General features: G+C 70.0%; 19 protein-coding genes and 2 pseudogenes. 8 read left to right on the top strand and 13 right to left on the bottom strand.

The features are described 5' to 3' along the window. Positions 1-39: 39 nt before the first annotated feature. A complete protein-coding gene (locus AB0958_RS20135; protein WP_366891810.1) occupies positions 40-1,476 on the bottom strand; it encodes a carboxylesterase family protein in 1,437 nt (478 codons plus the stop codon). Between the two features lie 580 nt (positions 1,477-2,056). Between AB0958_RS20135 and AB0958_RS20140 the strand changes: the two genes are divergently transcribed. Next, positions 2,057-2,314 carry a hypothetical protein gene (locus AB0958_RS20140; RefSeq protein WP_366891811.1) on the top strand — a complete coding sequence of 86 codons (258 nt, stop codon included), beginning with the start codon at positions 2,057-2,059 and terminating at the stop codon, positions 2,312-2,314. Between the two features lie 156 nt (positions 2,315-2,470). Here the strand turns inward: AB0958_RS20140 and AB0958_RS20145 are convergent. Continuing rightward, positions 2,471-2,979 (bottom strand): annotated as a pseudogene (locus tag AB0958_RS20145) (transposase); the annotation flags it as partial. A 22-nt stretch (positions 2,980-3,001) separates the two neighbouring features. Beyond that, positions 3,002-3,853 carry a methyltransferase domain-containing protein gene (locus AB0958_RS20150; protein ID WP_366891812.1) on the bottom strand — a complete coding sequence of 284 codons (852 nt, stop codon included), beginning with the start codon at positions 3,851-3,853 and terminating at the stop codon, positions 3,002-3,004. Positions 3,854-4,296: 443 nt separating this feature from the next. Here AB0958_RS20150 and AB0958_RS20155 point away from each other — a divergent pair, with 443 nt between their 5' ends. Beyond that, positions 4,297-5,061 carry a MerR family transcriptional regulator gene (locus tag AB0958_RS20155; RefSeq protein WP_366891813.1) on the top strand — a complete coding sequence of 255 codons (765 nt, stop codon included), beginning with the start codon at positions 4,297-4,299 and terminating at the stop codon, positions 5,059-5,061. 29 nt (positions 5,062-5,090) lie between these two features. Here AB0958_RS20155 and AB0958_RS20160 read toward each other — a convergent pair. The 3 genes and pseudogenes from AB0958_RS20160 to AB0958_RS20170 all read right to left on the bottom strand — a co-directional run. Next, a pseudogene (locus AB0958_RS20160) lies at positions 5,091-5,485 on the bottom strand (transposase); the annotation flags it as partial. Beyond that, positions 5,442-5,720: a hypothetical protein gene (locus AB0958_RS20165; RefSeq protein WP_366891814.1), complete on the bottom strand. Its 279-nt coding sequence runs from the start codon at positions 5,718-5,720 to the stop codon at positions 5,442-5,444. The pseudogene AB0958_RS20160 and the gene AB0958_RS20165, both read right to left, overlap by 44 nt. Before the next feature lie 755 nt (positions 5,721-6,475). Continuing rightward, the gene (locus AB0958_RS20170; protein ID WP_366891815.1) at positions 6,476-7,312 is read right to left on the bottom strand and encodes a hypothetical protein; all 837 of its coding nucleotides are present in this window, start codon (positions 7,310-7,312) and stop codon (positions 6,476-6,478) included. Between the two features lie 394 nt (positions 7,313-7,706). Here AB0958_RS20170 and AB0958_RS20175 point away from each other — a divergent pair, with 394 nt between their 5' ends. Next, positions 7,707-8,051 (top strand): hypothetical protein, encoded by a 345-nt coding sequence (locus tag AB0958_RS20175; RefSeq protein ID WP_366891816.1) that lies wholly within the window; start codon positions 7,707-7,709, stop codon positions 8,049-8,051. Between the two features lie 981 nt (positions 8,052-9,032). Here AB0958_RS20175 and AB0958_RS20180 read toward each other — a convergent pair. Next, complete coding sequence (locus AB0958_RS20180; RefSeq protein WP_366891817.1) at positions 9,033-9,647, bottom strand: class I SAM-dependent methyltransferase; 615 nt, start codon at positions 9,645-9,647, stop codon at positions 9,033-9,035. Between the two features lie 461 nt (positions 9,648-10,108). Continuing rightward, complete coding sequence (locus tag AB0958_RS20185; protein ID WP_366891818.1) at positions 10,109-10,648, bottom strand: phenolic acid decarboxylase; 540 nt, start codon at positions 10,646-10,648, stop codon at positions 10,109-10,111. 139 nt (positions 10,649-10,787) lie between these two features. Here AB0958_RS20185 and AB0958_RS20190 point away from each other — a divergent pair, with 139 nt between their 5' ends. Beyond that, on the top strand, positions 10,788-11,321 hold the full coding sequence (locus AB0958_RS20190) for a MarR family transcriptional regulator (protein WP_366891819.1): 534 nt from the start codon (positions 10,788-10,790) through the stop codon (positions 11,319-11,321). Between the two features lie 212 nt (positions 11,322-11,533). On the opposite strand, the gene AB0958_RS20195 is transcribed toward AB0958_RS20190, so the two are convergent. Continuing rightward, complete coding sequence (locus AB0958_RS20195; protein ID WP_366891820.1) at positions 11,534-12,592, bottom strand: epoxide hydrolase family protein; 1,059 nt, start codon at positions 12,590-12,592, stop codon at positions 11,534-11,536. A 19-nt stretch (positions 12,593-12,611) separates the two neighbouring features. Here AB0958_RS20195 and AB0958_RS20200 point away from each other — a divergent pair, with 19 nt between their 5' ends. Next, positions 12,612-13,172 carry a TetR family transcriptional regulator gene (locus AB0958_RS20200; protein ID WP_366891821.1) on the top strand — a complete coding sequence of 187 codons (561 nt, stop codon included), beginning with the start codon at positions 12,612-12,614 and terminating at the stop codon, positions 13,170-13,172. Between the two features lie 338 nt (positions 13,173-13,510). Here AB0958_RS20200 and AB0958_RS20205 read toward each other — a convergent pair whose 3' ends face one another. Further along, positions 13,511-14,575 carry an aldo/keto reductase gene (locus AB0958_RS20205; protein ID WP_366891822.1) on the bottom strand — a complete coding sequence of 355 codons (1,065 nt, stop codon included), beginning with the start codon at positions 14,573-14,575 and terminating at the stop codon, positions 13,511-13,513. A 117-nt stretch (positions 14,576-14,692) separates the two neighbouring features. Here AB0958_RS20205 and AB0958_RS20210 point away from each other — a divergent pair, with 117 nt between their 5' ends. Then, positions 14,693-15,529, top strand: a complete 837-nt coding sequence (locus AB0958_RS20210) for a helix-turn-helix transcriptional regulator (protein WP_366891823.1) — start codon at positions 14,693-14,695, stop codon at positions 15,527-15,529. A gap of 168 nt (positions 15,530-15,697) precedes the next feature. Here the strand turns inward: AB0958_RS20210 and AB0958_RS20215 are convergent, their stop codons facing one another. From AB0958_RS20215 to AB0958_RS20225, 3 genes are all read right to left on the bottom strand, one after another. Next, entirely contained in the window at positions 15,698-17,167 is a 1,470-nt protein-coding gene (locus AB0958_RS20215) for an oxygenase MpaB family protein (RefSeq protein WP_366891824.1), read from the bottom strand. Further along, a complete protein-coding gene (gene uppS / locus AB0958_RS20220; protein ID WP_366891825.1) occupies positions 17,164-17,883 on the bottom strand; it encodes a polyprenyl diphosphate synthase in 720 nt (239 codons plus the stop codon). The genes AB0958_RS20215 and uppS overlap by 4 nt, the downstream gene beginning before the upstream one ends. Positions 17,884-18,216: 333 nt before the next feature. Further along, the gene (locus AB0958_RS20225; protein ID WP_366891826.1) at positions 18,217-18,465 is read right to left on the bottom strand and encodes a hypothetical protein; all 249 of its coding nucleotides are present in this window, start codon (positions 18,463-18,465) and stop codon (positions 18,217-18,219) included. Positions 18,466-18,627: 162 nt separating this feature from the next. Between AB0958_RS20225 and AB0958_RS20230 the strand changes: the two genes are divergently transcribed. Both AB0958_RS20230 and AB0958_RS20235 read left to right on the top strand, forming a co-directional pair. Then, complete coding sequence (locus AB0958_RS20230) at positions 18,628-19,233, top strand: ABC transporter ATP-binding protein (protein WP_366891827.1); 606 nt, start codon at positions 18,628-18,630, stop codon at positions 19,231-19,233. Further along, positions 19,230-20,054 carry an ABC transporter permease gene (locus AB0958_RS20235; protein ID WP_366891828.1) on the top strand — a complete coding sequence of 275 codons (825 nt, stop codon included), beginning with the start codon at positions 19,230-19,232 and terminating at the stop codon, positions 20,052-20,054. Before AB0958_RS20230 ends, AB0958_RS20235 begins: the two co-directional genes overlap by 4 nt. Positions 20,055-20,057: the final 3 nt, after the last annotated feature.

The raw sequence follows: 20,057 nt of genomic DNA on the forward strand, positions 1-20,057 counted from the left end.
CCCGGCTGATCGCGTTGCCCGGCCGTTGTTCGTTGGCTGTCAGGGGCGGTCGATGCCCTCGTAACGGTCGAGAACGGTCTGGTAGTGAGCGGTGGCGTCGAAGGGCGGGCTGCCGACGCTTCCCGACGTGGGCCGGTCGACGACGGCCGGCCACAGGCGGCCCAGCTCGCCGGTGGCGAAGTCGAGCACGATGTCGCGGATACGCCTGTCGCGCTCGGCCTGTTCGGCGCTGCGGCCCGGCTGCTCCTGGCCGACCAGGGCGTACATCTCGGTGCCGTGCACGGCGGGTGCGCTTTCGGCGGGGCCGATCGCCAGCAGGTGGGCGTTGCCGCCCGCGGCGGCATGGGCCAGGGCGCCGCGGGCCGCGGGCAGCGCGAAGACGTAGTCGGTCAGCAATGCGGCGCGGACTTCGGCAGGGGTGCGGCCGCCCTGTTCGTAGGCGGCGACGATCTCCTTGGCGCGGGAGCGCGGGAAGCGCCATCCCGCGAATTCGTCGATGACGGCCTCGACGGTGTGCGGGTCGAACCGCTGGAGGTCGTTCGCCACCCACCAGCCCATGTCGTCGCTGGCGAAACTCAGCAAGACGTCGACGTCGCGGTGCGCGCCCGAGGCGAGTGCGTCCATGGGGTGGCCGGCGAGCAGCGCGCCCGGCTGGCCGGTGTCCAGGACCACGCCGAGGCTCTTGCTGTCGCTGCCGCCACGGACTCCGAGGTCGGTCGGCGTGACCTTGTGCAAGGCGGCCACCAGCGAGGACGTGTCGAGGTCGAGCAGCTTCTCCGGGTTGTCCGCGACGCCGAGTTCGGTGACGAACCGGTGCGCGAGCTCTTCAGCCCACCAGGCCGGCTGGAGCCGGGAGGGACCCGCGGAGAACCCGGCCAGGCGGCGGTACAGGCCGTCGGCGGCGGAAGCGCCGAGCAGCCCGAAGGTGGAGTAGGCGCCGCCGCTGTGTCCGTACACGGTGACGTCGTCCGGGTCGCCGCCGAAGTAGGCGATGTTCTGCTTGATCCAGGTCAGCGCTGCGATGACGTCCCGCAGGCAGAGGTTGCTGGCCTCGGCGAGAGCGCCGCCGTACTGCGACAGCGACACCGCGCCCAGGGCGCCGAGCCGGTAGTTGATCGACACACCCACCACGCGTCCCGTCGCGGCGAGACCGGAGGCGTTCGAGGTGATCTGCGTGTTGGCGCCGTACTCGAAACCGCCGCCATGGATGTACACCGCCACCGGCAGTGCCTTGCCGGTCCGCTGCTCGGGGGCCCACACGTTCAGGTTGAGGCAGTCCTCACCCATCCCGCTGTCCGCCTCCAACCATTCACCGCTGTCGGGCTGGACACAGACGACGCCCTTGCGGTCGTAGGGGCGGTCCGGATCGAAGGCCGCGAGCACGGGCCGCCGGTATCGCCCGGCGGTGGCATACGGGATTCCCCACCAGGACCGCACCCCTGGTGCGGTCGGGGCCTTGGGTGCGGTGGCGGTCATGGGATGTCCTTCCGGCGCGGTGCGGATGTGTCGCGAGGTGTGTCGGCGGCGGGCTGCTCGCTCTCACATCGTCACCTCGGGTCCGCCGAGGAGCCCGGTCGGCAGCGGTCACCTGGTGGTCGCCAGGTGACACTTCTCTGCTCCGTGTTTTCGTGGACCAGGCCGCCGCGGGCTCGCTGGGGTGACCCGAGGTCGGCCATCAGCCGGCCGACCGGACCTCGGCCGGAGGAAGCCCGGCCGCGCAGGACAGCGCGGCAGCCGTGGGGCGGCCGAGCAGGCACAGCGCGGCAGCCGTGGGGCGGCCGAGCAGGCACAGCGCGGCAGCCGTGGGGCGGCCGAGCAGGCACAGCGCGGCAGCCGTGGGGCGGCCGTGGCGGCTGACAAACCCGCGGGCAGGCGGACTGCTCGTTCTCAGGCCGACGGGTGGTACGGCGACCTGGTCATCCGCTCCCGGTCCGTTGCGACACGCATACGCCGAATACGAAAAGCCCGTCCGCGGTGTGCGGACGGGCCCAGTGATCGAGCGCCGGGCAGGCCTTGCACCTGCCGCCCTGACCTTGCTGCGCGCACTGCGCAGTGGATGAGCGTGGTGACGCGCACGACGTCTCCGCTGCGGGAGCGGTGGACCGTCCTGGCTCTGTTGTTCATCGCCGCGGTGTCGGTTCTTTGCGGCGTCGCCGTCGTCGACGACCCCGCCGTGTCCGCCGGGCTGCTGAGCTTCACGGTCACCGGGCTGGGCATGGCCGGCCTCTTCATGATCCCGGCCGCACGCTCCCGTGAGCTGCCGGACATTCTTCATCGGCGTTCTACCGACTCCTCCGACGGTCCGCCGGCGTGATGGGACACGGCACCACGACGTTTGACACGGCGTCGCGTCGCACACATCCACTCCCCGGGGGTACACGCGTGAGGCCTCGGCGCCGCACCGTTCCACGCTGAAGAGTCAGTGCCGCGTAGTGCCGCTCTGGTGGTGTGGTGGCCCCACCAACTCGGTGCCCGGAGTGACGGCGACGGTCGGCGGACGGCCGTTGCCGTGCGCGGCGTGATGGATCTCGGTCGTCAGGCCGCCGCGTGACCGGCCTGTCGCGTGGCCCGCCGGCTCACCCGTGGTCGCCGGGGCCTTCGCTCTTGATGCGGCGGGTGCCCGCGGTGTCCTTCTTCGGCCGGGCTGTGTTCGTGGCGTGCTGGTGGGCCCGGTTCGTCGAGTTGGCTGAGACCGTCCGGCCGATCCCGCCGCTCGAGTCCACCTGGGCGGTCAGCTGCGTCAGAACCGTGTCCCAGGTGCTGTCCGCTGCCCACCTGTGATGGCGCTTCCACACGGTCTGCCAGGGCCCGAACGCTTCGCGGGGCAGGCCCCTCCAGGGGATTGCGGTGCGCTACCGGTAGGTGAGCCCTTCGATGATGCGGCGGTGATCGGCGAGCGGCCGCCCTGCCTTGCCTGCGTTGCCTGCGTTGCGGGGAAGGCAGGGCCGCCAGGCGCGCCCGCTGCTCGTCGGTCAGCAGGCGCGTATGCGCCCGCTCGTGGTCACCGAGGCTGGTAGGCGGTGGCCAGCGCGGAGACGGTGACCTCATCGGGCAGGAGGCCGTCATCGTTCAGGTCTGCACGGCTCACGTGGCGTGCGCTCGGGGTCATCGTCACCAGATCCTGGGCATCCGGCCTGGTCAAGGGTGCGGTGTACTCCACTTGTTCGGTGACGATGCCCTCGAAGAACGGGTCCAGTGCCCGGTGCAGGCGCTGTTCCTTTGCCGGGTCGATCGTGACCATCGCAGGCAGCCGGTCGCGCAGCTCTACCAGGTGCCGCGGGGTGGGACGGACCACGATCAACCGGCCGGTCGGGCGCAGTACGCGGTGGAACTCTGCCGGGTTGCGCGGGGCGAACACGTCCAGCACGACATCGGCCACCCCGTCGGCGAGGGGGAGGGGACGGAAGACGTCCCAGGCCACCGCCGCGGCCCGGTCGTGGGCTCGGGCTGCCGAGCGCAGTGCACGCACCGAGGTGTCCAGACCCAGTCCACGGGCGCCGGGCAGCCGGTCGAGTACGCCGGCCAGGTAGTAGCCCGTGCCGCACCCCACGTCCACGACGGTGGCCTGCTCCGCGGCGGCGTCGGCCGCCAGGCGGGCACCGGCGTCGCGGATGGGCGCGTAGGCACCGGTGGACAGGAACCGGTTCCGGGCCTGGACCATGGCTGTGTCGTCGCCGCTGGTGGCGCGGGTGCCCGTCAGCAGGCCGGCGTAGCCGTGGCGGGCGATGTCGAAGGTGTGGCCTACCGGGCAGCGCAGTGCGCCGCGGCCGGGGTGCAGGCGGCGCGTGCGGCACGTTGGGCAGCGCAACAGACCGAGGGAGAGTTGAAGGGCAGGGGGAAGTTTCACGGGCACGAGGCACTCCTGGCAACGGTGAAGGGAAGGGACCGTGCCTGCGCGTGCTCGGAGCCTCACTGCCTCCGGAAGGAAGGGGCAGCGTCGGGCGCGTGGCTCATGGAGCAGGCACGCCAAGGAGGGCGACGCCGTCCGGCATCGCCCTCAACGTCTTCCGATCACAGGAAGCAGCAGTGCGGGGTGCTCATGAATGCCACATCATCAGTCTACGAGCATCCGCGAAGCCCCTCATGCCCCAGGGAAGTTGAGAGACACGTCCTGGAGTCCCGCATGAGCATCGTGGATACGTCCATAACCGCGGCCGCTGCGGCGCTCAGGGCCTGTCCGACGGGTCGGGCTCTGGTGTCTGTCCAACAGGGTTTCGGGCTTGCACTTTCCGTTGCGGCAACTTCTACGGTCGTGTGTGCGGCCGGAGAGACCGGCCCGGCGGGGGAGGTACCGGCATGGCCTGGTCGATCGCGGAGGTGGCGCGGATGTCCAAGGTGACGTCGCGGACGCTGCGGCACTACCACGAGATCGGCCTGCTGCCGCCGGCATGGATCGGGAGCAACGGGCACCGCTACTACGAGGAGGCCGATCTGCTGCGGTTGCAGCAGATCCTGCTGATGCGGGAGCTGGACCTGGGGCTGCGCGAGATCCAGGCAGTCCTGGACAGCCGGCTCGACCAGGTGGCCGTGCTCCGTGAGCACCACCAACGGCTGCTCGCGGAACGGGACCGGCTGGAGACGCTGGCCCGTACGGTCGGCCGCACCATCGCCGAACTGGAAGAAGGTAGGGACAACGGCAAGATGACGAAGATCAACAAGCCGGAGAACCTGTTCGAGGGATTCCAGGCCCCCTCCGAGGCAGAGGCCGAGGTACGGGAGCGGTGGCCGCAGGCGTGGGAGCAGTCCCGGCATGCAGTCGAGGCGATGACCTCCGAGGACGCGGAGCGCTGGCAGCGTGAGGTGACGGCGCAGATGATCCGTACGGCAGAGTTCATGGTGGCCGGCACGCCGGTCTCCGACCCCGCGGTACAGGCCGAGGTGGACGCCAACTATCAGCAGATCTGCCGGTTCTGGACCCCGAACGCGGCCGCGTACAAGGGAGTGGGCCAGACCTATGTCGACGACCCGCAGATGCGGGCCAACTTCGACAAGATCGCCGACGGTCTCGCCGTCTACCAGCGCGATGCGATGACCGTGTACGCCGATGCCCGGCTGAGCTGACCGCACGTGCCCAAGGGCCGTTCGGCGGGTCATGAGCGCAGCCAGAGGCGAATGGCTGCGACGGTCATGGTGCCGTGGAAGATGTATGCCCTCTTATCGAATCGGGTGGCTCGGCACGGAAGCCCTTGAGGACGTTGAACGTTCACTCGACTTCATTCCTGCACTTGTAGAGCGTCTTGTCGAAGCCGGTGGGCCGACCGCCCCGGCTGCCACGGTGCTGTCTGTGGGCCCGCTGGTTCCTCGGTTCGGGGATGGTGTGCTTGATCTGGCGCCTGCGCAGGTACCGGCGGTTACGACGGGATGAGTACGCCTTGTCGCCACTGAGGTGATCCGGCCGGGTGCGCGGGTGACCGCCACCCGGCCGTGGTACGCGAACGCGCTCAAGGACCGGGATCAACTGAGGTGCGTCGCCCCACTGCCCTGGCGCCTGGGTCGTCGCGGTCGTCGATGGTCTCGGTGATCTCGCCGAGCCGGCACGTCGTCCAGGGGTCGAGGACGATTGTGCCGCGGTGCTCCAGGAGCAACCGGCCGATCCGTTGGGCGACGGGACAGGGTCGTTCCGCTGCGCGCTTCTGGTGTTCGCGGGCGTTGGGTGTGCGGCGCTCGCCGGGCTCGCGAACCTGTCCGGCCTTCAGCCGCCGCGCCTTCTGGTACGCCACCTACTGGGAGGTCACGCACAGTGCCTCGGTGACGTGGTCCCAGGGCACGCCGGCGGGCCGGCCGTCCTCGATCGCCGTCAACGGAGGTGTGCGGTCGACATTGTGTCGGAACAGCAGAAGACGACACGCCTGCGGTCAATTGCCCGATCCCGGAGGATCAGCGGAAGGCGCAGTGTTAGCTGTGGATGTGGTTGTGAGGCAGGCGGAGACGACACAGGCCGCGCGCTAGCGTGTGCACCATGCAACGACCCTGCCATCGCAACAAAACAACGAACCCCCCCAACAGGGTGATCTCTCGGCCGCTTGGCGCTCCTGCCTCCGTTCCGTCGGAGGTGGGCGGCCCGGGGCCGAGGTCCGGCAGGGGACGTCGGCCCCGGCCAGCAGGTGGGCGGCCGACGACAGCCGGTCGGGGCGTGAGCGGTGCACTGCGGCTGTCCGTCGCTTCTGGCAGGAGCGTCGCCAGCAGTTGTCCGGGGGATGTCCGGCGCGGCGGGCCGCAACAGTGGTGGGGTCGTCGGGACGCTGGGCGCCTGCCAGGGCCGCCACCGGTGAAGGGGCGCGGCAGCATCGGGGAGTGCAGGTACCGGGATGCTCGCCCGGTTGGCGTGGTGGTGTACAGCGGAGGGCAGGAGGGGCAGGGCGGGGCCGATCAGTTGGGTGTGGTGCGATGAGCCTGAGTGTCCACAGCCTTGCCGACAGCTGCCACGCCGGTGTCCCGCCTCCCCTCAAAGTGGCGGGGCACCGGCGTGCTGGGGTCAGCCCTGCCGGCTCCGGGCGTTCTTGATCCTCTCGGTGAGGTCGGCGGTCTGGGCGGCCGGTGGCGCCTTCACCGGGGCGGTGGCGCCGAACTTCTCGAAGTCCATGGTCACGGTCGCCTTGCCGAACCCCTCCTTCAGGCGGACCGGCAGGTCCTTGGCGCCGATCCACACGTCCATGGTCACCGAGTCGGCGCCGCCGGTCAGCGAATTCATGCCGGCACTGCCGTAGGCGTCCTTGTACTTCCCCAGCTGCGCCTTGTCGACGACGGCCCGGTAGTGGGTCGTGCTCTGGCCGTCGACGGTCTCCTTGCCGAGTTCCGTCACGTGGTTCGCGTACTTGAGGTACTTCAGCGTGGCCGCGGGGTTGCCTCCGCTGCTCCCGCTGAAGGCCTGGGCGGCCTTGTCCCCGAAGAGCGCCGACGCGTCGACCTTCATCCATTCCTTGCCCTTGAGGGGGCCGGAGGCCCGGGGGTCCACGTTGTAGTAGTAGGCGCCCTTCACAAACAGCGTCCGGATCGTCGCGCGGTGCTGGAGCGCCTGCATGTTCGCGGCCTTGGTGTCCATCAGGACATCCATCGCCAGGCCGTCTCCCCAGGAGAAGGTGCCGTTCAACGTGATCGGTGCGCTGCCCGTGCCGGGGTCCGTGCTCACCCTGACCTTCGCCGAGCCGAGCTGGTCGGTCCGGTCGGTCGCGTGCGACAGCATCGCCATGATCTTGTCCGCGTTGTTCACGGCCGAGACGGCCGTCTTCGCGCCGCTGGAGCCGCACCCGGACACCGCGACCGTCGCCGCCGCCGTGAACCCCACCCAGGCAGCGGTGTACTTCAGCTTCATGAGTCCCCACCCAATTGCCGTGATTCGTTTGCGAGTTCTGCTGTCGATGACTCTAACGGGACACACTGACAGGTCCGGAGAACGGACGTCCTCACGTTTTTGACGTCGGCCACGACCATGTCGTCGGAGGATCTCCCCAAGCGCGCCAAGCTCCCGAGTGCTCCCTTGCACCCAGCCGTCCCGGTACGGCCGTCCCAGGGATGCAGCCCCGAGCCAGGCGAGACGTCCCCGCCGCACCCGGTCACCGTCGCGCACGTCGACGCCCGACGGGCCTCCGTACGGCGGGCGCCGGGAAGGACCCGCCCGCGCCGCCTACCGGGCCCCGAACAGGAGCCGGAACGCGGCAACCTCCCTCACCGAGAAGGACGCCCTGCACCACGGCGCCCATCTGGCCATGATCTACCTGCAGTTGGACGACAGGCGCCTGGCCAGGTGCACGCGCAGGTCATCGCCCGCTTCCTTGAACTGCAACCTGAGACGACGGGTTCTGAGCGCCGGCGCGCCCTCCTGGCCGCACCGGGTCGAGCAGTCAGGCGTCAGTCGCCGTCAGCCAGGCGATGCACGTACCGCCCTGTGCCCGGCCCAGGTGAAGGTCCTGCGTGTGGTCGGCCGTGCGTGGAAGGTTCTGGCCGGCCGCGGGGGTGTAGAGGCACTGGCGCGCGCCGTGCTCGTCGAGCTCGTGGACGACGTCATGCCGATCGCCTCCAGCATGCGGCACGAGACACGGCTGGCCTTCTGAGTGACCGTGACCAGCGAACCACCGCCGGGGACGGCGTCCGTCCACCAGCCGGCGGCCGCCGCGAAGGCCTCCCTGCCCAGCCCTTCGCGGCAGGCGGCGGAAAGCGGCTGGTAGGACATTCCGGCGGGGCTCTCGCACCTGTGGTCGACGCCGTTGGTCGCCAGGCCGATCGGCCGCCGGTCGGCGACGCGGACGACGGTGATGCCTCGGTCCACGCGTGTTGGTCCTGGTTCAGGACCGGCCGGACGAACATGTGCCGTGAGCAGGGCAGCACCATCACTAGCGCCCGGACCTGGTGCCGTTTCCCGGCGCGGGGGTTGGTGCACTGGCCCAGGAAGCCGTGGTCGATCTGGGCTTCCTCGCCCGGCTCGATCTCGTCGCGCAGGACGGTGACCCGCGACTGGCTCACCTCGTCGGGCAGCGTGGCCTGCACCCGGCGGGGAACGAGGAGATCGACACTTCAGCTTGTGCTCGTCCCGCAGCCGCTGGTGGATCGTGGAGACCGTCACCGTTCTCGGCAAGTCCTGGATGCAGGCGCGGTGTTGGTCGATGTCGGACCCAGGTGACCTGCCGCAGTCTCCGCTCGACGAGGCCGGGGAACCGCCCCTCGATCAGCCCGGCCCAGTCGGCCTCGGTCATCGGCGGTCAGCCCGAGGGGATCCCGGAGGCCTCCGCCGGGGCCAAGGGCCAGGTACTTCCTGACCGTCTTGCGGTCCACCCCCAGTGACGCGCGGCCAGCGCGCTCTTCGACCGGCCCACGTGCACGGTGATGTCGACCACGACGAACGTTCTCCTCGCCATCCCGGCCGACTGCCCATCGGCCTGCCGAACGACGGGACGAGGAACACGGACAGCTCCGCGACGACCAGGTCCCTCGATCTCGGACTCCGCGCTCCCCATGGCCGACAAGGCGGAACCGCCACGGAGAACCACATGACGCTCAAACCGCGCCGGGTAGTGAAAAACGCCATTGGTGCCGGATCAGTCGGCGGGCTTCTCCCAGGTCAGCGAGTACCGGCGCAGCACATGTCGGCGGTAGCGCACGCCGGGCAGCAGCCGCCTGGCCGCAGCCCGTACCTGCCCATAGCTCATCTGCGGGTCGGCGACCGGCATGCCCAGCGGGCCACGTGCGTGACGCAGCACCTTCATGATCCGCACGATCGGGGCAGCGGCAATCAACGCCGCCCACTCCGTCACGCTCGCCTCGCGGGCCAGACCGACCACCACCAGCGTCCCGCCAGGCCGCAGCAGCTCACGCATGCGGACGAGGGCCGCCTCGAAGTCCATGTGATGGATCGTGGTCACCGAGCAGACGAAGTCGTACTCCGCATGGGGAAGCTCCGCGGTGAGGAAGTCACCCTCGATGAAGGTGAGTTGTGGGTGGCCGACAGCGGACTCACGTGCGCAGGCGATCATGTCCGGCGACTTGTCGATCCCGGTGACGTGTTTCGCGCGCCCGGCGAGTTTCCGTGCCAGCAGCCCGTCCCCGCAGCCTACGTCCAGGGCGTCGCCGCACCCCTCGGGAACAGCCCGGAGGATGCCCGGGTACCGGGCCACGTTGGTGTTCCAGTACGGCTCTGCGGCGGGCTGACGCATCGGAACATCGTAGAGCCGGTCCCGGTCTGGCGGGTGCACACCGACGGATTCGCCGTCCCATGGGAAGTCGTGATCGCCATGATGGGGAATTACGTGAAGCTGATCATGCAGATCGTGGGGAATTACCTGATCGTCGACACCTTGACGCGGCGACCTTCCGTCATGCCAGTAGGTCGCGCTCGCGGAGAAGCTGGAAGCCTACTCGCGCGAGGTCGCGGTCGATGCCGGCGGCGGGGGTGTGAGGCCGGGCAGGTCACGTAGAAGGTGCGTCGGCGCCAGTCGTCCCGACCGTACGTCTGCCCTTGGCTCACTCCCCCACGTGGCCGACCTACACGCTCACGTCGTACAGCGTCTGTTCCTTCACGGTCCCGCGGCTTCCCGTCGGAACGGGGACTGAGTTCGGCACCGGGGCCGAGCAGCCGGAGAGCCGGCGCCTTCGGCGCCTGGCCGTCGCGGGCCTGTCAGTTGACGCGGTCGGCAAAGCCCTCGGGCAGGTCCTCGGGGCCCACCGCCACGACACTCTCGTCGTTCTCGCCGACGTGCTCGAACAGGGTGATGCGGGCGAACTCCGGGACGACGTAGATCGGGTAGGTGGGGCCGGCGTCCCGGTAGGCGCGCATCTCGTCCAGGTGCTCGTTCTGGTACAGCACCGTCTTGCTGCCGTCCTGCTCGATCCACTGCGGGAAGAAGATGGTGCCGTGCAGGACGCGGCGACGGGGCAGCACGTTGACGACGACCGAGGTGCCGGTCGGCTCGTTCCACGAGACCTTGTAGACGTCGTCGGCGAGCTGCACCAGATCGACCTCCTGGTCCTTCACCCAGCGGCCGCCGACCATGCCCGAGTGGATGCGGTAGTCGATGGTCGTGGGGTTCTTCACGTACATCTCGTACTGCCAGCCGTTGGCGTACGTGTAGATGAACCGGTGCCCGGTGATCCCGGACAGGTCCTGCGGCGGAACAGGGTTCTCGACGGTGGTCGGGGTGTCGTGGCCGGTGTTCATGTGGTGCTCCTTGCTGTGCTGTCGAGCGGCGGGCCGTCCGGCGTGCGGTTCAGGCCGTACCGGTTCGCCACTCACACATCACTGTGCCACAAAATATGTTTGTCACAAAACCCTACCCTCCCGGGTTCACAATGGAGGCATGCGTGACACAGGCAGGACAGCGAGAGGGAAGGGCGGCGCGGACGCGCCCGGGACGCCAGGGGCGGCCCGGGTGGCCGCCGGACTGGGTGGGCTGCTGGGGCCGTTGCGGCGAGCCGTACTGCGCGCCACCCGCACCGCCGAGGGGCTGCCGGACCTACCGGAGGCGCAGATCGAGCTGCTGCGGGCACTGTCCTCGTCACCCGGAGGGCTCAGCCCGGGCGCGGCGGCCGCCCGCCTGAGAGTGGCACCGTCCACGGTGAGCAACCTCGTCCGGGCGATGTTCGCCGCGCGGTTGGTGGAACGGGTCCGGCCCGAACACGACCAGCGGACCGTGGTACTGACCGCTTCCCAGGAGGCCCTGAAGCTGCTGGAGCGCTACGACCGCGCCAGCACCGCGGCGCTCGTCCGGGTGGTCGAGGAGTTGCCCGACGCCGACCGGGCGGCACTGGACGAGGCGCTGCCCGCCCTGGACCGCCTGGTCGCCGCACTGGAGGCCACCAACGGCGGCGTGGGCGGCGCGTCGGCATCCTGACGGCCGGCCGGTCCGGCCCCGACTTCGACGGGCCGTTCATGACCTTGCGCCTACGAAACGAAGCCGCTTCGCCTCCGGCAGATGCCGGGTTCGTACCAAGGCCTGGTCCTGTCGAGCCGGACGTCGATGTCGAGGCCGATGTCGAGGCCGAGGCCGATGTCGATGTCGAGGCCGATGTTGAGGCCGAGTTCCGCCCATACCGTTTTACCGTTTCAGCCACTCAGTTCGACCGCACGATGCACGTCATTGGCGTAGGCCTCCGGCTGCTCCCAGGCTGCGAAGTGGCCGCCGGCAGGGTGTTCCACGTAATCGCAAACGTTCAGGAACGCCTCGGCGTAGCTTCGCGGCTCCGGTTTGATGTCACGCGGGAACACGGAGAGCACGGTCGGCGTGTCGACCCGGCCGGGGAGGGCGACCGGTTCCGCATAGGTGGTGAAAGAGGTGCCGATCGTGCCGGTGATCCAGTAGGCGGTGACCCAGGTCAGGAGTTCGTCTGTCGTGAAGGCCGACTCGTCGGACCAGGACTCCAGTTTCTCGACGATCCACGCCGCAAGGCCGGCAGGCGAGTCGCCGAGGGCGACGGCGAGCGTGTTCGGCCGCGTCGACTGCTCCGCGATGTATCCGCCCTCGGCCCGGAACCACTGCGCCGACCGGCGGAGGTAGGCCGCCGCGTCGGGCTCGAACTCCGCCGGGTCTGCGGTGAGCGCACGCTGCGGGGCAACGTTGGTGAGGTGCAGGGCGGCCACCCGGTCCGGGTGTTCGGCCGCGAGGAGTTCGGCGACGGTGCCACCCACATCTCCGCCGGACACCGTATACCGTGAGTAACCGAGCTGATCCAGAGCGGCCGCGACGATCCGGGCGATCCGGTTGACCGACATGCCGGAACCGGTGAGCGGGGCCGCGAACGGGAAGCCCGGCAGTGCGGGGACCACCACATGCAAGTCCGCGAGCAGCGGCAGGACACGCTCGAACCGCAGCACCGAGTCCGGCCAGCCGTGCAGTAGCACGACAACCGGGGCGCAGGGATCCGCGGACCGCTGGTGGATCACACGCAGGTCGGCGTCGCCCGTCCGCACCGTAACCCAGGGGAACGCGCCGATGCGGCGCTCGTGCACCCCCCAGTCGTACCCGTTCGCCCAGCGCTCGAGCAGTTCATCGAGGCGGGCGCCGCGGATGCCGCGCGTCCCGTCGTCACTCCACGGCGTCGCGACGCGCCGCGTCCGCCGGAGTCGTTCCCGCATCTCCTCGTCCATGTGTATCAGCGTACACATGATGTGTACGCTGATACACATGACTTTGCGCAATGCAGCCGCCACCCGGCAGCGGATCCTGGGCCACGCACGACGATTGTTCGCCCAGCACGGGTACGCGGCGGTGACGGTCAAAGACGTGGCCGACGCGGCCGGTGTGTCGCCCAACCTCATCACCCGTTATTTCGGCGGCAAAGAGGGACTCTTCCTGGCGGCCACCCGCGTGGAGATCCCGGTCTCCGACTCCTTCGACGGTGACCGTTCCGGGCTGGGTGCGCGCCTCGCGGCGAGCATCGTCCAGCGCTGGTTCGGTGCGCCCGGCGAGGATCCGTTGCTCGTACTGCAACGCGCCTCCGGCGAACGCCCGGAGGCGGCGGAGGCGCTGGCCGCCTTCCTCGACACCCATTCGTTGGAGCCGCTCTACCACTACCTGCGTGACAGCGGCCTGGACGAGGAGGACGCCGGCAGCCGAGCCGCAGCGATCGACGCCTTCGTACTCGGCGTCTCGACCCGCCGCCGGGTCCTGCGTTCCGAGCTCGACGACCCCGCCCGCCTCCAGGCCTGGCTGAGCACCACCATCCAACGCCTCGCCGACGGGTGAAGCACGGCAGCCAAGAAGTACGCAGAGTGAGAGGTGGAATTCGATCGGGTGATGCTCGTTGAGCACGCTGCGGAGGATAGACGGGGAAGCCTCCGGGGCCGGTTGGCCTCGGAGGCTTCGTTGTCCCTGTGATCGTGGCCCGTTGGGCCCGCGACTCCGCTACCGCCGGTGACGGCGCTGCGCCCGCTGATCCGGCCGGTGCGTGACGAGGAGACCGCAACTCGGTGGCATATCAGTGGGTGCGGCCGGTGGGACTGCTCACCGACGGCGGAAGTGATCCGGACGTGGCTCACCCGGACGGTGAACAGACCCCGGCTCCCGCCGCTGGCGGCCGGCCGTCAGCGGCGGGTCTCGATCTGCAGGCCGCCCGTGGTCACCCGGCGGATGTGGTCGCTCGTCAGCAGATCGTGCGGCTGACCGAGCTCGATCGGGTTCGCCGCGTCCAGGCGGGCCAGCTGGGCGGCCGTGAACTCGACCTCCAGGGCGCCCAGGTTCTCCTCCAGCTGGGCGGGAGTGCGGGCCCCGATCAGCGTGGTCGCCACGCCCGGTTTGTGCAGGGTCCAGGCCAGCGCGACCTGGGCCGGGGTGCGGCCCAGCTCGGCGGCGACCTCCCGGGCGACCCCGGCCACGGCGAGGTTACGCTCGGTGAGCGTGCCCAGGGCGACGTTGAGGCCCCTGCGGGCGCTGTCACCGGTGCCGGCGCCCGTCGCGGTCACGTCGTCCCGGCCGTACTTGCCGCTGAGCACCCCGCCGCCCAGCGGTGAGTACGGGACCACGCCCAAGCCCATCTCCTGGGCCATCGGGATGAGGTCGCGCTCCGCGGTGCGTTCGATCAGGCTGTACTCGAGCTGCAGCGCGACCAGCGGCGACCAGCCGCGCAGGTCGGCGATCGCCTGCATCCGGGACACCTGCCAGGCCGGGGTGTTGGAGATCGCCACGTACAGCACCTTGCCCTGCCGGACCAGGTCGTCCAGGCCGCGCAAGACCTCCTCGACCGGCGTCCGGAAGTCCCAGACGTGCAGGTACAGCAGGTCGATGTAGTCGGTGGCCAGCCGTTGCAGGCTGCCCTCCACCGAGCCGAACAGGGCCTTGCGGTGACCGCCCCCGGAGTTGGGGTCGCCGGGGCGGCGCAGCGTCGAGTACTTGGTCGCCAGCACCAGGTGTTCGCGCTCCTCGCGGGCGAACTCGCCCAACAGGCGCTCGGAGCTGCCGTCGGTGTAGGTGTCGGCGGTGTCGAGGAGGTTGCCGCCGAGCCCGACGTAGTGGTCGAACAGCTTGCGGGCCTCGGCCCGTTCGGCACCCCAGCCCCACTCGGTGCCGAAGGTCGCCGTACCCAGGGCCAGCGGTGAGACCCGCAGTCCCGAGCGGCCCAGCAGCCGGTAGGCGTCGAGAGTCAGTGCCATCAGGTACTCCTGTGCTCGTGGTCCGTTGCCGGGACCGAGTCTGTGGTGGCGGCGACCCAGGGGTAAGGGACGGCATTTCCTGGGAAGACCGGTCCCACCCTGGCGGTTGGACCGCTCATGACGACCCGAACCATGGACACCGCCCAGGAGCTGGCCGCCTTCCTGCGGAGCAGGCGCGAAGGCCTCGACCCCGACCGGCTGGGCCTGCCGTCGCACCGGCAGCCCCGGCGGACGCCGGGGCTGCGCCGAGAGGAGGTCGCCGAACTGGCCGGGGTCAGCACCGACTACGTGGTCCGGCTGGAGCAGGGCCGCGGGCTGCGGCCCTCGGCAGAGGTGCTGGCGGCGCTGGCCCGTGCCCTGTGCCTGGATCCAGGCGAACGCAACTACCTGTTCGACCTGGCCGGACACCGCCGCCCCGGCACCACCGGTGGGCCGGCCGCCGGTGCGGTGCCGTCGCTGGCCCGCCTGGTCGGTGACCTCTCACCGCTGCCTGCCATGCTGCTGGACCACCGCTACGACATGCTCGCCTGGAACCCCGAAATGGCTCGCCTGCTACCGGGTTTCGAGGCCGTGCCGCCGTCACGGCGCAACGCGATGTGGCTGTGTCTGCTGCACCCGGAGATGCGCGGCTTCTACGCCGACCGGGAGCAGGTGCTGCGGGACGGGATTGCCCACCTGCGCGCGGCATGGGCCGCGCACCCGGAGGACCGGGAACTGTCCGGCCTCATCGCTGAATTGGTCACGCAGGACGAGGAGTTCGCCCGCTTGTGGTCGGAGCGGGAGGTCGGCGTGAACGGACGCGGCCGGAAGTTGCTGCGGCATCCGGTCGCCGGTGCGATCACCATCGACTTCGAAGTCCTGCTGCCGCTCCAGGACCCGGAACTGCGCCTCGTGGTCTACCGCGCTGCGGACGAGGAGAGCCGCGCGTCCCTGGACCGGCTGTGCGCGCGGTGACTGGGCCGAGAAGAGTGAGAGGGCATTGACGTGCTCACCGGCCTGTGGTCCAGGGATTCCGGCCTGGGCCGTCTGGACCGGCACTCCAGCATGCCGACGAACGCGGGCCACCCCGCGTCGTGCACGGTACGAAGCGTGCAGGCGTGGCCGCCGGCATGCACGAGTTCGTCAGGCGTCGGCGAGGAGGGGGTCGTACGCGGTGTTGCGGCGGCGGCCGGACATGAAGGAAAGGAAGTCGCCCACGAAGGCGCTGCGGCCGTAGGTACTGTCGGTGGTGGTGAGGTCGCGGTGGAAGGCGGTGCGGAAGAGCGCCCGGTGTTCGTCCGCGTTGATGGTCCCGCTGCCGTCCTTGTCGGTGGCGTCGAAGAGCACCTCGGCGACGCGGATGAGGGCGGGACCGGCGAGGGAGGGTACGGCGGTGGCGTACTCGTCGGCGCTGACACGGCCGTCGCCATCCGTGTCGAGGGCAGCCTGGAGTTCGCGCCACCAAGCGGCGAAGGCGTCGTAGAGCCGGGTCTCCTCGGGTTCGTCCAGGTCAAGGCGGGTGGCCAGCTCACGTGCCATGGCGGCGAGGTCAGGCCAGTCGAGGTGGCCGTCGCCGGTCTGGTCCAGCACCTGGCGGAAGAACTCCTCCGCCGAGCGCCGGCCCTCTCCCGTGGCCGCCGAGGTGGCCGGGACCGGTTCGGGGCCCGTGTCACCGCTCAGTGGTGTGAGGAGGCGGAGCAGGGCCGACGCCCGCTTCACGCGGGCGCTCAGCGCGGTCACGGTCCGGGCGCGGGGGTCGTCGCTGTCGGGCGAGAGGGAGAGGGCCTCGATGATGGATTCGGCGTTGATCCAGCCCTCGGGCAGGAAACGGGCGAGGCCGGCGGCGACGTAGGCGCCCTGCATGAGGGTCGGGGCGCCGGGCGTCTCGGGCAGGGCGGCCCTGCGCCGGTAGGGCTCGGGAAGCGAGGCGACGGTGATGGCGCCGAGGAGCGGACCGACGACGGCCCGGCCGGCCGCCCACAGTGTCGGCGCGCCGTCGAGCAGTGCCGGGGCGGGCAGGTGGTCGAAGAGCCGGTAGAGGATGATGCGGGCCGCCTCGGTGTTCTCCAGCTCGTCCTCGACGACCCCGTCGAAGTACCGCCAGAAGTCGTTCAGGTCCTCGGGAAGTTCCCCGGCGTCGCCGTCGAGCGCGGCGAGGAACGCGCGGTACTCGGCGTACATGCGCTCCATGGTGTCCTGGTCGAGCGGCTGACCGCTCAGTCGGCACATGGTGACGGCACTCTCGTAGAGGGTGGCGACCACCCAGGCGCGAGTCGCACGGTCCATGGCGTCGTAGGCGCGGCCGCGGGAGTCGGAGCCGCTCATGCGGGCGTGCAGCCTGTTGAGCCGGGCGGCCTCCCGTTCCCGTACGGCCGGGTCGCCGTCGAACATGCGTCGCATGCTGAGGAAGGTGTTGCGCAGCCGACGCCAGGGATGGGCGACGAAGGTGGAGTTGTCGGCGAGGGCGGCGCCGATCCCTGGGTGGGCGGCCTCCAACACGGTGGCGCGGATCATGGCCAGCGCCCAGCGCGGGTCGTCGAAGAAGGCGCGGAACTGGGATCCCGGGCCGAACAGGGGTGCCTCATCGGCCGTTCCCGTGGTTCCAGTCGTCATGACGGGTCTCCGTTCGTCTGGGGCGGCACGCCGCCGAAGCGGCGGTCACGGCGCCGGTAGGTGTGCAGGCAGGCGAGGAAGTCAGGTGCCCTGAAGTCCGGCCAGAGCGCCTCGGGAAAGATCCACTCGGCGTAGGCGACCTGCCAGAGCATGAAGTTGGAGATGCGCTGCTCGCCGGAGGTGCGGATGACGAGGTCGACGTCGGGGGTGTCGGGGAACGGCAGGTGGTCCGCGAAGAGCCGCTCGGTCACGTCATCGGCCGGTGTCCCGTTGCGGATCAGCGACCTGGCGGCCTCGACGATGTCCCGGCGTCCGCCGTGGTCGAAGGCGACGGTGAGCGTCATCCCCTGGTTGTCGGCGGTCAGCGTCGCCAGATCGTCGAAGTCCTGGGCCAGTTCAGGGGGGATGCGCGGGTCGGCGGCCCCGAGGAATCGGCAGCGGATGCCGCGGGCGAACAGCAGCGGCGCGTGCTTGCGCACCACCCGGCGGACCAGACGCATCAGGTAGTCGACCTCGGTGCCGGGCCGGTTCCAGTTCTCGGTGGAGAAGGCGTACAAACTGAGCCACTGGACTCCGGCCGCCCGGGCCGCCTCGATGATGTCGATGACGGTGGTCTCCGCGGCCCGGTGGCCCGCCGTTCGTGGCAGCGAACGCCGCTGAGCCCAGCGGCCGTTGCCGTCCATCACACAGGCCACGTGCCGCGGTACCGCACGCACCGGCCCGTCGTCCCGCCGCTGCTCGTCGCTGTACTGTCGCCCACCCGGCCGGTCCCCCGTCGCCGTGCGTGCGCGATGGACGCCGTGGTCCGTCACACCCAGCCCCGTCTCGCCCGGAGCGGCACGGGTTGGCCCTACCACGCTCGGCCACGCCCGTGTCGCCCATATGCACGCCCCACCGGAGCGTTCCCTCCCAGGAGTCTGACGGCACGGAAGGGTCCTGACCGGCCGAACGGGGTGGACGTCACCCTTGACTCATATGCCCGATTCCTTCGGCGTCGGGAGCTCTCTCCGGTGACCACGATCGACAACCTCGTCGGCCTTCGCCTCCGCCTACGGGCGCTCCCGGCTGCCCGTGCTGGATCGCGGTCCGGGGTGCACAGCGTCGTGGGCTTCGGCGGCCGGTCTGCTGATCGTCTCGTCGGCGGTGATGTGCTCGCCGACCTCGGCGAGCGCATCAGCCAGGGCCAGGCCCTTCTCACGAAGACGAAGCCACAGGCCCGTAACGGCGAGGGTGGCCAGGGGAGGCTGGAGGAGACCCCGCAGCGTGTTGCCGCTCGGCCCACGACAGTGACCGGACATCGGAAGAAGCCCGGTTGCTCACACGGACAGACCTGCCCGTGTGGTGTGGGGAGCCTCGGCCCGCCGCGTCAGAGAGCTGACGTCCCCGCGTGGCTGCGTGCCTGTGGCCGGTCGGGTTCGTTAGAGCCTGTGGTCGTCTAGGCAAGTCAGTGGGGGCGCAGCGTGGAAGTCGTGGATGTACACCATCGCTACGGCAAGAGGCTGGTGCTGCGGGGTGTCGACTTCACTCTGCCCGCGGGATCGCTGACCGGGGTCGTGGGTGAGAACGGTGCGGGCAAGTCCACCCTGCTGAAGATTCTCGCCGGGGAGTTGCGCCCTGCGCGGGGCAGGGTTCGTCACGTCGGCCGGTTCGGGTACTGCCCGCAGCAGGTGGTGGTCAACGACGCACTGACGGTGCGTCAGCATTTGGCGTACTTCCAGGCGGCGTTCCGTCTCGACAGCCTTGGTCATGCGAGGGAGGTCATGGATGTGCTCGGTTTCGCCGACTACCTGGACGAGCGGGCCGGCGTACTCAGTGGTGGGACGCGGCAGAAGCTGAACGTGACGCTGGCGTTGATGCACGACCCGCAGGTGCTGCTGCTGGATGAGCCCTATCAGGGCTTCGACTGGGATACCTACCTGCGGTTCTGGGAGCTTGCATCCCGGTTGCGCGAGCGGGGGCGTTCGGTTCTGGTCGTCTCTCATCTCGCCTACGACACCGAGCGCCTGGACGAGTTGTGGCGCCTGGAAGGCGGCCGCCTGCGGGCACAGGGGAAGGGAGCGGCATGAGGGAGCAGGTGATGTTGCTAGGCACGGCCACGCGGTACGCAGTGGCCGAGCACGCACGCAACCGGTTCGCCGCGGTGCTCATCGCGGTCTTCCTTCCTGTGTGGACGCTTCTGGCGTATGTGTCGATGCCCGACAGTCCGGTACGGCTGCGGCTGCGGGCGACCGGGGAAATCCTGGCGCCTCGCGGCAACGAGCTCACCGCGGTCAGCGGTGCGCTGAACGCGGTCACATTGATCACCGGGTTCTTGATGTTCGCCGCGACGTTCAGCGGCAGCCTGTTTGACCGGCGCCTTGTCATGGCCGGCTATCCACGGCCTCATCTGATCGCGGCGAAGTTGGTCGGCCTCGCTCTCGCGTCTGCTCTGGTGGCCGGCTACGCGACAGCCGTCATGTACCTGGCCTGGGCACCGCGTCAGCCGGCCCTGCTCGCCGCGGCGTTCTTCAGCGCGGGGCTGACCTACGGCATCCTCGGAGTCGGCTTCGGCGCCCTGCTGCGCAAAGAAGTGGAAGGTATGTTCGCCATCGTGATGACCAGCGTCGTCGATCTCGCGCTGCAGAACCCCATCACCAGTTCCAGTGCAAACAGCGCCATCACGCACTACCTGCCTTCCTACGGCGCCATGCAGGCAGCCACCGCGGCAGCCTTCTCGCACACCACCGTCCCCGTGTACCTGCTCGTGGAGCTGACCTGGTTCGCCGCGGCAGCGCTCTTGGGCCTGCTGACCTTCCAGTGGCGCACCCGCAGCACCCTGTCTGCCACCCCGGCTTTCGCATCGACGCAACCGGGGCCCGCCGGACGGTGGACGCTGCCGGACAACTGACCG

The sequence above is a fragment of the Streptomyces sp. NPDC006655 genome, from assembly GCF_040703965.1.
Classification (GTDB): domain Bacteria; phylum Actinomycetota; class Actinomycetes; order Streptomycetales; family Streptomycetaceae; genus Streptomyces.